We start from the raw sequence: 13,776 nt of genomic DNA, 5'->3' as shown, positions 1-13,776 counted from the left end.
GTGACAATATCGGCAAGGCGAACAGAATCTTCATGTCTTTTCGGCAAGCCAGGCAGGCAGTTGGCCGATGTGATCCAGCACGGCATCGGCCAGTGGCTGCAACTCCTCGCGCAGCGCCGGGCCGGTCAGAACGCCAATGGTTGCCATTCCTGCAATGCGCCCCGCATGCAGATCGTGGGTGCTGTCGCCCACCATGACCACCGCTTCCGGATCAAGGCCGGTGGCGGCGCAAAAGGCAAGAAGCTGGCCCGCCTGCGGCTTGGCGCCGAAGCCGCTGTCAAAGCCCGCGATGAAGTCGAAGCGATCGATGATCGCGTGCCGCCCCAGATGCGCGCGGGCCGGCGCTTCGGCATCGTTCGTCACAAGGCCAAGGCACAGCCCATGTGCCCGCAGCCCGTCCAGAAGATCGGCCAGCGGCACCGCGGCGATCATCTGCGCGGCGGCGGCAGAGCGGTTCATCACCGCCAGCAGATCGGGCCTTGTCATGTGGGGCAGATGCGGCAGCAGCGCATCGGCAATCTGCGCCGGTGTTCCGGCAATGGCCGGGCTTTGGGGGGCGAAGCGCCCGGTGTCGGGATTGAATGCGATGGCGCGGGCAAGCGCAGCGGTATCGCCGCCAAGGCTGGCAAGAAAGCCGGCGGCCCAGGCACCCCAACTGGCGTGGAAATCGAACAGGGTTCCGTCCTTGTCGAAGATCACGCCGCGGATCATGTCAGGTCCAGTGGGGCAGATCGCCCCCCGGCAGAACGGCCCGCGCACGCATCGGCTCGGTATAAGGCAGACCGGCTGCATCGCAGAAGGCGGTGACATGGGCATCCTCGGACAGGATGAAATCCAGCACGGCGCCAAGAAAGGCCGGCTGGCCCGCCGCCTGCCGCAAGCTGGACGGATCCGCCCCTGTGGCAGCCATGAAGCCGGGCAGAAGATCGGGCTGCGATCCCAGCCAGGCAAGTGCGCGCAGCGCCGTGGTTTCGGCCGCATCGCGGCTTGGAAGCTGTTCTTTCATAGGCGGTATCGTGCCTATCCACAGACCGATTGCAAGATGGGGGATGCAGAGAAAGGTTTCTTTAACCAATAGATCAGAATGTCATCCTCAGGCCGGCGGAAGGGGGAGACCATGACCAGACGGATCCTTGTCATCAACTCCGAAGATGCCAGCCGCACCGTGATGGCTGCGCGTCTTGTTTCGGGTTGCTATGTCTGCACCTTCGCCCTCGATGCCGAGGCGGCGATCCTTGCCGCGCGCCGTGAATGCCCCGACCTGATCCTGATCGACAGCGCCGCGCCGCAAGCGGCGCTGCGCCGTTTGCAGCGTGACATGCGCCTGCGCGATACCCCCGTTGTCGTCATGGCCGCCGGGGACGAGGCCCGGCTGCCGCTGTTGCAGGCAGGGGCAGCCGATGTTCTTGTGCAGCCCGTGGCCGAGGCACTGCTGCTGGCACGGCTGCGTGCGCTTTTGCGCCTTCACCAGCAGAATGGCGATATTGAGGCAGAGGGAATGGCCGAGGATGGCGGATCTTTCGAGATGCCGGCAACCGTTGCCTTTGTCGTGGATCAGACCGACGACTCCGTCCAGATGCGTCGTGATCTGACAGTGCATCTGTCCGACCGACTGGTGCGCCTGACGCGGGCCGAGGCTTTGCATGCACGCTCCGTGCCCGATCTTTTCGTGATCGATGCGGGGCTGGACGGCCCGGGCGCCGGGTTGGGCCTGATGTCGGACCTGCGTGCACAGGCCGAAACGCGCAACGTCCCGATCTGCGTGTTGCAATCGCGGCAGGATGCAGACGCGGCTGCGATGGCTTGGGATCTGGGCGCGGACGAGGTTGTGGGGCCAACCACCGGCACGCCGGAACTGGCGCTGCGCCTGTCGCACCTGCTGCGGATGAAACGGCGGCAGGATCGGCGCCGTGCGTCGGTCGCGCAAGGGCTGCGGATGGCGATGGTCGATCACCTGACGGGTCTTCACAACCGTCGCTTCGCCATGCCCCGGCTGGAAACGATGGTCAATTCCGACATGGCCGTCCTGCTGATCGATCTGGATCGTTTCAAGTCGGTGAACGACCGCTGGGGCCATGCCGCCGGCGACACCGTGCTGGCCGAAATCGCGCGCCGCCTAACCGCCCCCCTGCCAGCCGGTGCCCTTGCGGCACGCATGGGCGGGGAGGAGTTCCTGATCGCCCTGCCCGACACCCTTCTTGCCGGCGCGGTGCCATTGGCCGAAAACCTGTGCCGGCAGATCGCCGGTGCGCCCATCGTGCTGCCTTCAGGGGAAACGCTGACCGTCACGATTTCGGTCGGCCTTGCCACGCGGCGGCGGATGGAAACGGAATCGATGGCCGATACCCTTGAACGCGCCGATCAGGCGCTGCTGCAATCCAAGGGCGCGGGGCGTAACCGCGTGACCATCGCCGCGGCGCCGGCAGGCTGGGTCGCCCGCAGCGCCTAGCGTCGGCGATCCTCGCGGTCATCCAGCCGCTGTTGCAGGCGGCCGGCAAAGGCGCGCCGTTCATCCGGCGTCATCTCGGCCAGATGATCCGCCATGAGACGCTGGCCCAGTATCATCATCTCGATCCCCCGTTCCCGCTGCCGTTCGAAAACCTCGCGCGCGCGGACGGGATCATAGGGGTTCGCCTCAAGCGCAGCGATCAGCTGGGCCAGATCGCCTTGCATCTTCTGCCAGTTCCTGTGGAAATCGGGCGCTTCGCGGCGGAAAGCCTCGCGCAGCGCCTCGCGATCCTCTTTGGTCAGCGCACGGTCATAGATACCGAAGGCGGGCCCGCTGTCGGGGCGCGGGCGGGGCGGCTCGCGCAGGGCGGCGCCCGCAACGATCCCGATGACGACAAGGTTCAGCGCCACCGACAATGCCAGCAGGATCCGCAGCGAACGGGGGGAGAATACGGGCATCTTCGTCATTCCGTCAGGTAATCGTAATTGGGGATCAGATCGACGCGTTCATCCGCAAGCCATGCGGCCGTGACGGAACTGACAGCTTCGGGCTGTGCAAAACCGATCCACACGCCGGCCACGGCTGCCGTCGCCATGCCTGCGGCCGCACCCGCACTGCCCAGAACCAGCGCCAACAGACGGTGCCTGCGACGATACGGGGACCGCAGGGGCCGGGCCTGCGCATCCTGCACCCCTTCGGCGTCGTGAAGAACACGGGCCAGAAGGCCGGCAGAAGGTTCGGGCGGGCGCTGCCGCGCGGTGGCGAAAAGATCGTCCAGATCGTCCTGCATCTCAGCCATCCTCATAACTCAGAACATCGCGCTGCCCGGCCAGCAACGCCGCAAGGGCGCGTTTTCCCCGCGCCGTCAGGCTTTCCACCGCCTCCACCCCGATTTCCATGATGCGGGCAATTTCGGGATTGGGCAGCCCTTCGATATGGCGCAGCACCACCGCCTGCCGCTGGCGTTCGGGCAACAGGGCGAGCGCATCGTCCAGCGCGCGCATCCGCTGGCCTTCGATCAGGCTAGCTTCCACCCCCGGGGCGGCATCGGCAACATCGGGCGCATCATCCAGTGCGATGCCGCGCCGCCGCCGCAGCCGGTCGGTGCACAGGTTCGAGGTGACGCGGTAAAGCCATGTCGTCACCTTCGCTTCCCCCTGCCGCCATTCGGCAGCAATGCGCCACAAACGCAGCATCGCTTCCTGCGTGACGTCCTCGGCCTCGGCCCTGTCGGACAGCATCCGGGCCGCAAAGCCCAGAACGCGCGGCGTCAGGCGCAGGGTCAGTGCGCGGGCCGCTGCCCGATCCCCGTTGGCGTAAAGGATCAGCAACGCTTCGTCCGTCACATCCGGAAGGGTGTCGAGCGGCATGGTCATCGTCTTTCGCTATCGGCGGCGCAAGGCAGGGGCAAGCCTGGCGCCGCCCCGGCATCAGTGTGCCTGACGATGATCAGGGGTGGCCTGGTGGCGTTCGCGCATGAACTTGCGCGCCGCATCGGCCTCGGTCCGGCTGATCGCACCGTCGCCGTCGGTATCAAGGCGGCGCAGGTCCGGCCCAGCAGGCGGCGTCGCGAGTTCGGCCGCGGAAAGAAGGCCGTCGCCATCTGCGTCCAGACGCTCGATCATCGCCTGCGCGCGGCGCTCGGCGCGTTCGGTGGCGCGGGCAATGTCGGCGCGCGCCAGTTCCCCGGCCGAGATCTTGCCGTCGCCATTCTCGTCCAGCGCCTCGACCTGCTGCACCCGGCGGGCCTGCATCTCCTCGCGCGTGATGGATCCGTCGCCATCTGCGTCCAGCTCGTCGAACGGCTGCATCATCGGCGGGGTCCGGCGTTCGGCCTCGGTTGCGGATTGGGCAAAGGCGGTCGAAAGGCCGGCCAGCGAAATGGCGACAAGGGTCGCACCAGTCAGGAACTTCGTCATCGTTTCACTCCTTTTCGAAGGCGGCCAATCAACCGCCTTCCGAAAGATGAAACGCCGGTGGCGCGCCTTTCCGTCGCGGTTATTTACAGCGGGCGCAACCGGCCCGTGTCATAGCCGTTCCAGTCGAAGATATCGGCGGCGGCCTTCATCCTGTCGGGCGGGATCGCGCCCGTCCGGTCCAGCACGAACCCCAGCGTGCCCGAGGGCGTGCCGATCGCCATGCTGCGCCGGTCGTAGTCGATCCACAGGATCCACCACGGCTCCCCCTCGCCCATGGGCAGGATGCGCGACGGGCCGGTGATGCCGAATGGCCCGCTTATGCGGCGGGCCTGCCCGTTCAGGCAAAGCGATCCGTCCACGCGGCCGCTTGCAAAGGTCAGCGCGCCGGGCGCACAGGCCGCACCGAACGTGGCAACCTGCGTCCATGTGCCTGCCAGCGTGGCCGGATCGAACCCCGCATTGGAATAGATCGGCACCTGCCCGTCGCGAAACACCTCCACTGGCGCTGGGGCGCTGCGGGCGCAGGCGGCAACTGCAAGAAGCAGCACCAGCCAGCGCATCAGAACGGCGCCGGGAACTGGCGGTGCACCTGCGCGATATCGTCCAGAACGTCCTGCGAAAGCGTCACGTTGACGGAACCGAGGCAGGTTTTCAGTTGCTTCAGGTTCGTCGCCCCGATGATCGGCACGCACGGATAGGGGCGCGAGCGATAGAACGCCAGCGCCATCTGCGCCGGATCAAGCCCGTGATCCTTCGCCACCCCCAGATAGGCCGAGACAGCCTCGAACACGAAGGGCGTGATGCGTCCGCCCAGTTCAGGGTTGCGTTCGCGGCGCGATCCCGCGGGAACCACGTCGCCTGCATATTTGCCCGTCAGAAGGCCCGTCGCCAGCGGCGAATACCCCAGCAGCGGCATATCCTCCAGCGCGGCGAATTCGGCCCAGTCGCTGTCGAACTGGCGGCACAGCAGCGAATATTCGTTCTGCACCGTCATCATGCGCGGCAGGCCGTGCTGGTCGGCCAGACGCAGCCACGCCGCAGCCCCCCAGACCGTATCGTTCGACAGGCCGAAATGGCGCACCTTGCCTTCATCCTGAAGGCGTTTGGCTTCCTGAAGGATGGCCAGCATGTCAGCCTCGATCGCGGCCTTGTCGCGCGGCGGCGTATAGCCCCAGATCTTGCGGAAGTGGTACGATCCGCGGTTGGGCCAGTGCATCTGGTAAAGGTCGATGTGGTCGGTCTGCAGGCGCTTCAGCGAATCTTCCACCGCCTGCCGCATCCGCGCCGCGCTGATGGGCGCGCCGCCGGTGGCCGCGCTGCCCTCGCCCGTGATCTTGGTGGCGATGATCACCTTGTCGCGCGGTGCGTGCGCCAGCCAGTTGCCGATGATGGTTTCGGTATGGCCCATCGTTTCGGCGGAAACCGGGTTCACAGGATACATCTCGGCAGTGTCAAGGAAATTGATGCCGTGATCCAGCGCCATGGCGATCTGGTCATGCGCCTCGGCCTGCGTGTTCTGCGTGCCCCAGGTCATCGTGCCAAGGCAAAGCTCGGACACGGTCGATCCGGTTTTTCCAAGTGCGATCTGCTTCATATCCGGCCCTTTCGTTGCGACACGAGCCTAGAGGCTGTGGCGGCATTGACAAGCCCCGCTTGAGGCTTCGCCCCACCCGCGATACACCCCTTGCCAAACCGGACGAAAGGCGGCGGGCATGGCACGGTATCTGATCACCTCGGCACTTCCCTATATCAACGGGATCAAGCACCTGGGCAACCTTGTGGGCAGCCAGCTTCCGGCCGACCTGATCGCGCGCTACCTGCGCGGTCGGGGCCACGAGGTGCTGTTCCTTTGCGCCACCGACGAACACGGCACCCCGGCCGAACTTGCCGCCGCCAAGGCCGGCCAGCCGGTGGAGCAGTTCTGTGCCGAGATGCACGAGGTGCAGGCCGGCATCGCCGCCGGCTTCCGGCTGTCCTTCGACCACTTCGGCCGCTCCTCCAGCAAGCAGAACCGGGCGCTGACGCAGCACTTCGCGGGCAGGCTGGCCGATAACGGCTATATCCAGGAGGTGTCGGAACGGCAGGTCTTTTCCATCGCCGACAACCGCTTCCTTCCCGACCGCTATATCGAGGGTACCTGCCCCAACTGCGGATATGACAAGGCGCGGGGCGACCAGTGTGAAAACTGCACCAAGCAGCTGGACCCGACCGACCTGATCGAACCGCGTTCGGCCATCTCCGGCTCCACCGATCTTGAGGTGCGGGAAACCAAGCACCTGTTCCTGCGCCAGTCCGCGCTGCGGGGCGAACTTCAGGCATGGATCGACAGCAAGACCGACTGGCCGATCCTGACCACCTCCATCGCGAAGAAATGGCTGAACGACGGCGAAGGGCTTCAGGATCGCGGCATCACGCGCGATCTTTACTGGGGCGTGCCGGTGAAGAAGGGCGATCAGGACTGGCCGGGCATGGAAGGCAAGGTCTTCTATGTCTGGTTCGACGCGCCCATCGAATATATCGCCTGCGCCGCCGAATGGGCCGAGGCGAACGGCAAGACGGACGCGGACTGGGAACGCTGGTGGCGCACCGACAAGGGCGCGGATGACGTCACCTATCTGCAGTTCATGGGCAAGGACAACGTGCCCTTCCACACGCTTTCCTTCCCCGCCACGCAGATCGGCGCGGACGAGCCGTGGAAGATGGTCGATTACATCAAGTCCTTCAACTACCTGAACTATGACGGCGGCCAGTTCTCCACCTCGCAGGGGCGCGGGATCTTCATGGATCAGGCGCTGTCGATCCTGCCGCCGGATTACTGGCGATGGTGGCTGCTGAGCCATGCGCCCGAATCCTCGGATGCCGAATTCACGTGGGAAAACTTCCAGGGCTCGGTGAACAAGGATCTGGCCGACGTGCTGGGCAACCTTGTCAGCCGTGTCACGAAATTCTGCCGCTCCAAGTTCGGAGAGGTCGTGCCATCGAACGGCACCACCGGCCCGCGCGAAGACGAACTGATCGCGGAACTGACCACCCGCCTGCGCGCCTATGAAGGCAACATGCAGGCGATGGAGGTGCGCAAGGCCGCCACCGAACTGCGCGCCCTTTGGGTGGCGGGCAACGAATACCTGCAATCGGCCGCACCGTGGACGGTCATCAAGACCGACCCGCAGGCGGCCGAGGCGATGGTGCGGCTGGCCCTGAACCTGATCCGGCTTTATGCCGTCGTATCGCGCCCGTTCATTCCGGATGCGGCGCAGGCGATGATGAATGCAATGGGCTGCGACGACTGGACGTGGCCCGAGGATGTGGGCGCGGCACTGCAGGTTCTGCCCGCAGGCCACGCCTTCACGGTTCCGGACGTGCTGTTCCGCAAGATCACCGACGAGGAACGGGTGGACTGGCAGGCCCGCTTCGCCGGCATCCGCACCTGAACGAAAGGCGCCGGACATCCGGCGCCTTTTTTCATGCCGCCAGCGGCGGAAGCAGCGCATCATCCAGTGGCACGCCGCGCTGGCGGGCGCTTTCCACCACCGCCTCGCGCAGTTCACGGTTGCGGGCAAGCAGGTCCCGGAACCGCGCCTCATCCAGTGCCAGCAGCGTGGAATAGGCGATGGATCTGACCTGCGCGTTCCGCGTCCGCCGCATCAGGATGGAAAGCTGGCCGAACATGTCGCCACGGCCCATACGGCGGCGTTCGCCCGCCACTTCGGATTCCACCGCGCCCGAAGCGATGAAATAAACCTGCCGCGCCTGATCGCCCCGCCGCACCAGAACCTCGCCCGGTTGGGCGTAGAAGGTGATCATCGCCTTTGACAGCGCCTTGCGCTGATCTTCGTCCATGCCTGAAAACAGCGGGAACTGGCGGATCAGTTCGGCCTTGTGCACGGCGAGATCCAGATGCGGGCGCGCGTGGATCTTCGCCTGTTCGCGCCGGATCGCATCCCGCAGCGTCTTGTGCAGTTCCGGCCCGATCAGCCCGTCATCCAGCAACGCCTTGTATTGCCGTTCTTCCATCCGCAGCGCGGCGCGGCGGATATAGCGGCGCTCCATCTCCTCGGTGAAGGAAGGGTATTGCAGATGGAGGCTTTCAAGCGCCCGCTCCACCTCCTCTTCCCGCCGTTTCAGCAATTCGTGCAGCAGGTCCGACACGCGGCGGCCGTAAAGGCGGCGCACCTTCTGGTCGATATATTCGTGCAGGTGCCGCAGGATGGTGCGCTGGTTCAGCAGGATATCAAAGCGGTCGGCCACGAGGTTGGCCAGCGGCCGCGAGATGCGCAACCGGTTGTGCAGCAGCACTGCCGCGCGCGCCACCGGCCCCGCGATCAGGCTTCGCCGCGATGCGGCGCGATATCCGTCGCGCCCCTGCTGTCGCGTCCTTTCGATCAGGTATTCGGCATCCGACAGCATCCGTTCCACCAGGCGCGTGGTGATCAGCTGTTCGCGGAAGCCATGCAGGATCTCCTCCCGTTCGCGCACGGCAAGGGCCACAAGGCCAAGGGTGATGCGTTCCTTGTCGGGAATCTCCTCGGTCTGCTCGGCGCGATGCACGGCGTCTTCAAGGCGCTGGCCGAAGCGCTTCGCCTCTGCCCGAACGCTTTCGCGAGAAAGTTCGTGTTCGCGAACGGATTCGGCCACCTCCTCGCGCACGTTCTGAAGGGCGACGGCGATCACCTGGTTGGACAGCGCCATGTCCAGCGGCGACAGGCGCGCAAGGCCAAGGCGATGGATCACCCGGCGCAGGGTGGTGCCCTGCAGGAACAGCGTGAACAGAACATAGCCGGTGGCAAGGATGCCGATTTCACGCTTCACGTTGGCCGGCACCAGCGCGTTTTCCGTCACGGCCAGCGCCAGCGCCAGCGTCACAGCCCCGCGCAACCCGCCCCAAAGGATCGCGGCGCGATAGGCCGGTTCGATCCGGGGCGACAGCTTCAGGTGCCGCAGCGTCGGCAGCACGCCCCAAAGGATCAGCGCGCGCGAAAGAAACGCCGCCCCTGCCACCACAAGGATCAGCAGCAGGTCATGCGGGCGCGCATCGCCCATCAGCCGCGGGATGAGCAGCGCCGCCAGCACGAAGATCAATGCTCCGGCAAGATGGGCCAGCAAGCTCCACAATTCACGCAGTTGCGCCCATGTGGCGGGCGACAGGCGCGAGGGGCCGGCCACGTTCATCAGCAGCCCCGCGCCAACAACCGCGACCACGCCCGAGACATTCAGCTCCTCTGCCGCGATATAGGTCAGGTAGGGCAGCGCCATGCTGACGGATATCTGCGCCAGCGGATGGTTCGGCATCAGGCGCATCCCTTCCACCGCGATGCGGGCAAGGATAAGGCCCACCGCCAGCCCGCCGCCCAGCAACCACGGAAAGGACCCGAGACCCGAGATCAGCGTCGGGTTCGGAACGCCAGCCATGACATAGGTCAGGAAGAAGCCGAACAGCGCAATGGCGGCGGCATCGTTCAGCAGGCTTTCGCCTTCCACGATCCGCATCAGGCGCTGCGGGGCCGCGACGTTGCGAAAGATGCCGACAACCGCCGAAGGATCGGTGGTCGAAACGATCGCCCCAAGCAGAAGGCAGCCCACCAGCGGCATCGAACTGAACGGATGCAGCGCAAAGCCGATCACCAGCGTTGCGGCCACCACCGCCAGCACCGCCATCACAAGGATCGGCACCCAGTCGTCCACCATGCGCCGGACGTTCAGGCCCAGCGACACCTCGAACAGCAGGGTGGGCAGGAACACGACAAGAAAGACCGATGACTTGATCGGAAGGGCCAGCGCCTCGCGCAGGTCGGGGCCGTAACTGGCGTCCCCCTGCTGAAGCACCAGCGCGATCGTGCCAAGCGAGGCGCCAACCACCGCCAGCACAACCGAATAGGGCAGCCGCAAGCGTTCGGCCAACGGCTCCGACACGGCAATCACGATGAACAAAAGGGCAGTGATGCCCACGATAAGCACGATATCCATGACGCCCGTTCTAGATCGACCCCGCTGGTGCGACAAAGCCACATTCGCGTCAGACGGCAAGAGATTATGCGGCAAAGCGCGCCCCTCTCGCGGCGGCGTGATCGCGCGTGGGGCGGAACCGTGGCCCATCTGCCGCCGTTCGCCTTCGACCCGACATGGACCGGCCGATGAAACGCTTTTCCTGCCCTGTTTGTGCGCACAGGGTGCACTTTCGCAACACGATGTGCCTGAATTGCGGCACGGCGCTTGCCTATCTGCCGCAGGCAGGCGCGATGGCTCCGTTGGAAGGGCAGGCCCCCTGCGCCAATCGCGGCCTGATCGCCTGCAACTGGGCCGCGGGTGCTGGCCGCTTCTGCGACAGCTGTGCCATGACCGAGGTGATCCCCGATCTGGATGTGCCCGGCAACCTGCGCCGCTGGACCCAACTGGAACTGGCCAAGCGACGCCTGTGCTATTCCCTGATTGCCCTGGGGCTGCCCTTCGTTTCGGCGCGGGGAACCCGCTTGCGGTTTCGCTTCCTTGCCGATGGCAACGGGCAGACGGTGATGACGGGGCATGACAATGGCATCATCACGCTGAACATCGCCGAGGCCGATGATGACGAACGCGAAGCCCGCCGCGTCGCCATGGGGGAGCCGTACCGGACGCTGCTGGGCCATCTGCGGCACGAGGTGGGGCATTATTACTGGCAGATTCTTGTGGCCGAAGCGGGACGGATGGGGGAATTTGCCGATCTTTTCGGCGATGCCTCGCAGGATTATCAGCTCGCACTGGCGCGCCATTACGCACAAGGGCCGCCCGCGGGGTGGGAAAACAGCTTCGTATCCTCCTATGCCACCTCGCACCCATGGGAGGACTGGGCCGAGACATGGGCCCATATGCTGCATATCATCGACGGGCTGGATACCGCGCGCCATAACGGCCTTGCCCTGCCCTGCGCAGAGATAGACGCCCATGCCGTGACCGATCCCGCCATCCTGATGCGCGCGTGGATCCCCCTGTCCACGGCAATGAACGAGATGACCCGCTCCATCGGGCAGGCGGATTTCTATCCCTTTGCCATTGCGCCCCCTGTTGCCCGGAAGATCGGCTTCATGCTGCGGATCATCCATGCGGCGCCTGCCGGCGGGGGTTGAACCGCGCATCCGAACCGTCCATCACCAAGCCCAACGCGGCGCTGCCGCAACCACGAAGCAGCAGAAAGGCGCGACATGATCCTTCGCACCCTCTTCGCCCTTCTGATCGCCCTGCTGCCTATCGGCAGTTGGGCGCAGGAGACACCCGCCGACCCTGCCGCGACCGTCTCGTCCACCGAGGCGGTCCAGGCTTTGCTGAATGTGCTTCAGGACGAACAGGCGCGGACGGCGCTGATCGAACGCCTGCAGGCCGACGAAACTGCCGCCGAACCCGCGGCAGAGGCCGCACCGCCGCCGGCGCTTGCCCAGCAGGTTGCCGAAAGCACCGCCTCGGCAGGCCGCGAAGTGATCAGCGAACTGGCCCGTGTGTGGCAGCAGCTGATGCAGAGCGTGTCGCTGGTTTCGCAATTGTGGAGCGGGGGAACCCATCAGGCCGAAGCGATCCAGCTGGTCATGACGATCTTCACCACCATCGTGATCGGTCTGGTGATGATCCGGATCGCGAACGCCATCGCCGGGCGGCATTCCCCGCCGCCCACCGCAGGCTTTTGGCTGCGGATGCGCGCGACGCTGATCGTGACCCTGCTGCGGGCCTGCGGGATCGCCCTGTCATGGGCCGTGGGCTATGCGCTGGCCAGCTTCGTGTTTTCCCGCACCGGCAGCCCCAGCGCATCTCAGACGCTTTACCTGAACGCCTTCCTGATGTTCGGCATGGTGCGGGTCGTTCTGCGCGCCATCAACAGCCCCGAAGCGGATACCGAGCCGACGCTGAGCGTTCTGGCCCCCGGTGCGCAGGCCGTCATCTATCGCAACCTGACGATGGTTTCGGGGATCGTGATCCAGGGCCTGCTGTTCATCGTGCCCTTGACGCGCATCTGGCTGGGCTTTGCCGCCGTGCGCCCGATGCGGACACTGATCGCCACCATCGCGGCCATCGCGGCCATCATCGCGATCCGGCGGATGTCGAAGGCGCTGCACCTGGCAAGGGGTGACCGCCTCACCGGCAATGAACGGGATGCGGGATCGGCGGTCGCGTCCGGCGTGCAACACGCATGGCAGCGGGCGTGGCCGGTGCTTACGCTGATCTATATCGCCTATTCGTGGTTCATTGCCGTCACGCGGCCTGCCCTGATCGAAAGCGTCGTGCTGCGCGGCACGATCTATATGGTCATCGCGGTGTTCATCCTGTTGATCGGGATGCGCCTTCTCCGATCGGCCACCAACGTGAACGTCAAGCTGCCGGAACTGCTTGTAACGGTTTCGCCTGCGCTTGGCCGGCGCACCAATGCCGTGGTCATGGTTCTGGCCTGGATCGCCGCCGCCTTCCTGATCCTGTTCGCGATTTCCGTGGCCCTGTCCGGCTGGGGCTGGGTGGAAACGAACATGCTTTATGATCCGACGATGCAGGCCGTCATCTGGCGCGTGCTTTCGGCCGTGCTGATCGCGCTGTTCGCCACGGTGATCTGGGCTGTCGTGGATGGCTGGATCGAATACAAGCTGGCCAACGGCATCGCCGGGCAGGCAGCGACCAACCGCACCAAGACGCTGCTGTCGCTGTTCCGCAACGGCTTCACCATCGCGCTGGTCATCGTGGCCACGATGATCACCCTGTCGCAGATCGGGATCAACATCGCGCCGCTGCTGGCCGGTGCCGGGGTGATCGGTCTGGCCATCGGTTTCGGGGCGCAGAAGCTGGTTCAGGATGTTATCACCGGCGTCTTCATCCAGCTTGAGAACGCGATCAACGTGGGTGACGTGGTGGCTGCGGGCGGCGTATCCGGTGGGGTGGAACGGGTGAACATCCGCACCGTCCGGCTGCGGGCGCTGGATGGGTCGGTTTATATCGTGCCGTTCTCCTCGGTGGATACGGTGCAGAACATGACCCGCGACTTCGGCGCCCATCTTGCCGAAATCGGTGTGGCCTATGACACGGATGTCGATGTCGCCAAGGCTGCCCTGAACGAAGCCTATGACCGCCTGATGAAGGATCCGGAACTGTCCACCTATGTGACGCAGCCGCTGGAAATGCAGGGCGTGATCGCCTTCGGCGACAATGCAGTGGTCATCCGGTGCCGTGTCATGACCCTGCCGGGCAAGCATTGGCCCGTCGGACGCCGCTTCAACGAGCTGGTCAAGCAGGTCTTCGACGAACGCGGGATCGAGATTCCGTTCCCGCAGCGCACGCTGCACATCTCCACCGAGGCGTCGAAGGCCATCTCCATGTCCAGCGCCGCCCCCGCGATCGAGGGGACGCTGGCCAAATCGGTGGAAGATACGAAATAAGGGGAAAGGCGCCCACTTCGGGCGC

13 protein-coding genes are annotated in these 13,776 nt (G+C 65.3%); 4 read left to right on the top strand and 9 right to left on the bottom strand.

Features of this window, described 5'->3' with window-relative positions; genetic code table 11:
• Positions 1-30 precede the first annotated feature (30 nt).
• Positions 31-711 carry an HAD family hydrolase gene (locus JX25_RS01070; protein ID WP_128253284.1) on the bottom strand — a complete coding sequence of 227 codons (681 nt, stop codon included), beginning with the start codon at positions 709-711 and terminating at the stop codon, positions 31-33.
• 1 nt (position 712) lies between these two features.
• Entirely contained in the window at positions 713-1,006 is a 294-nt protein-coding gene (locus tag JX25_RS01065; protein WP_128253283.1) for a DUF3572 domain-containing protein, read from the bottom strand.
• Between the two features lie 111 nt (positions 1,007-1,117).
• Here JX25_RS01065 and JX25_RS01060 point away from each other — a divergent pair, with 111 nt between their 5' ends.
• The gene (locus tag JX25_RS01060; RefSeq protein ID WP_164876027.1) at positions 1,118-2,449 is read left to right on the top strand and encodes a diguanylate cyclase; all 1,332 of its coding nucleotides are present in this window, start codon (positions 1,118-1,120) and stop codon (positions 2,447-2,449) included.
• Here JX25_RS01060 and JX25_RS01055 read toward each other — a convergent pair.
• The 6 genes from JX25_RS01055 to JX25_RS01030 all read right to left on the bottom strand — a co-directional run bounded on the left by JX25_RS01055 (position 2,446) and on the right by JX25_RS01030 (position 5,962).
• A complete protein-coding gene (locus JX25_RS01055) occupies positions 2,446-2,907 on the bottom strand; it encodes a periplasmic heavy metal sensor (protein ID WP_164876026.1) in 462 nt (153 codons plus the stop codon). The genes JX25_RS01060 and JX25_RS01055 overlap by 4 nt on opposite strands.
• A gap of 5 nt (positions 2,908-2,912) precedes the next feature.
• Positions 2,913-3,239, bottom strand: a complete 327-nt coding sequence (locus tag JX25_RS01050) for a dihydroorotate dehydrogenase (RefSeq protein ID WP_241557828.1) — start codon at positions 3,237-3,239, stop codon at positions 2,913-2,915.
• Position 3,240: 1 nt separating this feature from the next.
• On the bottom strand, positions 3,241-3,825 hold the full coding sequence (locus tag JX25_RS01045) for an RNA polymerase sigma factor (protein WP_164876025.1): 585 nt from the start codon (positions 3,823-3,825) through the stop codon (positions 3,241-3,243).
• Between the two features lie 54 nt (positions 3,826-3,879).
• Positions 3,880-4,368 (bottom strand): EF-hand domain-containing protein, encoded by a 489-nt coding sequence (locus JX25_RS01040; protein ID WP_241557827.1) that lies wholly within the window; start codon positions 4,366-4,368, stop codon positions 3,880-3,882.
• A gap of 83 nt (positions 4,369-4,451) precedes the next feature.
• Positions 4,452-4,928, bottom strand: a complete 477-nt coding sequence (locus tag JX25_RS01035) for a lipocalin family protein (RefSeq protein WP_128253278.1) — start codon at positions 4,926-4,928, stop codon at positions 4,452-4,454.
• A complete protein-coding gene (locus JX25_RS01030; RefSeq protein WP_128253277.1) occupies positions 4,928-5,962 on the bottom strand; it encodes an aldo/keto reductase in 1,035 nt (344 codons plus the stop codon). The genes JX25_RS01035 and JX25_RS01030 overlap by 1 nt, the downstream gene beginning before the upstream one ends.
• Before the next feature lie 118 nt (positions 5,963-6,080).
• Between JX25_RS01030 and metG the strand changes: the two genes are divergently transcribed.
• Positions 6,081-7,799, top strand: a complete 1,719-nt coding sequence (gene metG / locus JX25_RS01025; protein WP_128253276.1) for a methionine--tRNA ligase — start codon at positions 6,081-6,083, stop codon at positions 7,797-7,799.
• Between the two features lie 31 nt (positions 7,800-7,830).
• Here the strand turns inward: metG and JX25_RS01020 are convergent, their stop codons facing one another.
• Complete coding sequence (locus tag JX25_RS01020) at positions 7,831-10,332, bottom strand: cation:proton antiporter (protein WP_128253275.1); 2,502 nt, start codon at positions 10,330-10,332, stop codon at positions 7,831-7,833.
• A 167-nt stretch (positions 10,333-10,499) separates the two neighbouring features.
• On the opposite strand from JX25_RS01020, the gene JX25_RS01015 reads away from it, so the two are divergent.
• The gene (locus JX25_RS01015) at positions 10,500-11,468 is read left to right on the top strand and encodes a zinc-binding metallopeptidase family protein (protein ID WP_206611502.1); all 969 of its coding nucleotides are present in this window, start codon (positions 10,500-10,502) and stop codon (positions 11,466-11,468) included.
• Positions 11,469-11,543: 75 nt separating this feature from the next.
• A complete protein-coding gene (locus tag JX25_RS01010; RefSeq protein ID WP_128253273.1) occupies positions 11,544-13,751 on the top strand; it encodes a mechanosensitive ion channel domain-containing protein in 2,208 nt (735 codons plus the stop codon).
• Positions 13,752-13,776 lie beyond the last annotated feature (25 nt).

Origin of the sequence: Falsirhodobacter deserti (assembly GCF_004015795.1) — a bacterium.
In the GTDB taxonomy this organism is placed as follows: domain Bacteria; phylum Pseudomonadota; class Alphaproteobacteria; order Rhodobacterales; family Rhodobacteraceae; genus Falsirhodobacter; species Falsirhodobacter deserti.
This window is presented reverse-complemented; position numbering and strand designations above follow the sequence as displayed.

Excerpts from the sequence above, each read along its gene's own strand:
- JX25_RS01010 (WP_128253273.1), top strand. The coding sequence starts at position 11,544 with ATGATCCTTCGCACCCTCTTCGCCCTTCTGATCGCCCTGCTGCCTATC.
- JX25_RS01055 (WP_164876026.1), bottom strand. The coding sequence starts at position 2,907 with ATGCCCGTATTCTCCCCCCGTTCGCTGCGGATCCTGCTGGCATTGTCG.
- JX25_RS01045 (WP_164876025.1), bottom strand. The coding sequence starts at position 3,825 with ATGACCATGCCGCTCGACACCCTTCCGGATGTGACGGACGAAGCGTTG.
- JX25_RS01065 (WP_128253283.1), bottom strand. The coding sequence starts at position 1,006 with ATGAAAGAACAGCTTCCAAGCCGCGATGCGGCCGAAACCACGGCGCTG.
- JX25_RS01060 (WP_164876027.1), top strand. The coding sequence starts at position 1,118 with ATGACCAGACGGATCCTTGTCATCAACTCCGAAGATGCCAGCCGCACC.
- JX25_RS01035 (WP_128253278.1), bottom strand. The coding sequence starts at position 4,928 with ATGCGCTGGCTGGTGCTGCTTCTTGCAGTTGCCGCCTGCGCCCGCAGC.
- JX25_RS01020 (WP_128253275.1), bottom strand. The coding sequence starts at position 10,332 with ATGGATATCGTGCTTATCGTGGGCATCACTGCCCTTTTGTTCATCGTG.
- metG (WP_128253276.1), top strand. The coding sequence starts at position 6,081 with ATGGCACGGTATCTGATCACCTCGGCACTTCCCTATATCAACGGGATC.
- JX25_RS01030 (WP_128253277.1), bottom strand. The coding sequence starts at position 5,962 with ATGAAGCAGATCGCACTTGGAAAAACCGGATCGACCGTGTCCGAGCTT.
- JX25_RS01015 (WP_206611502.1), top strand. The coding sequence starts at position 10,500 with ATGAAACGCTTTTCCTGCCCTGTTTGTGCGCACAGGGTGCACTTTCGC.
- JX25_RS01070 (WP_128253284.1), bottom strand. The coding sequence starts at position 711 with ATGATCCGCGGCGTGATCTTCGACAAGGACGGAACCCTGTTCGATTTC.
- JX25_RS01050 (WP_241557828.1), bottom strand. The coding sequence starts at position 3,239 with ATGCAGGACGATCTGGACGATCTTTTCGCCACCGCGCGGCAGCGCCCG.
- JX25_RS01040 (WP_241557827.1), bottom strand. The coding sequence starts at position 4,368 with ATGACGAAGTTCCTGACTGGTGCGACCCTTGTCGCCATTTCGCTGGCC.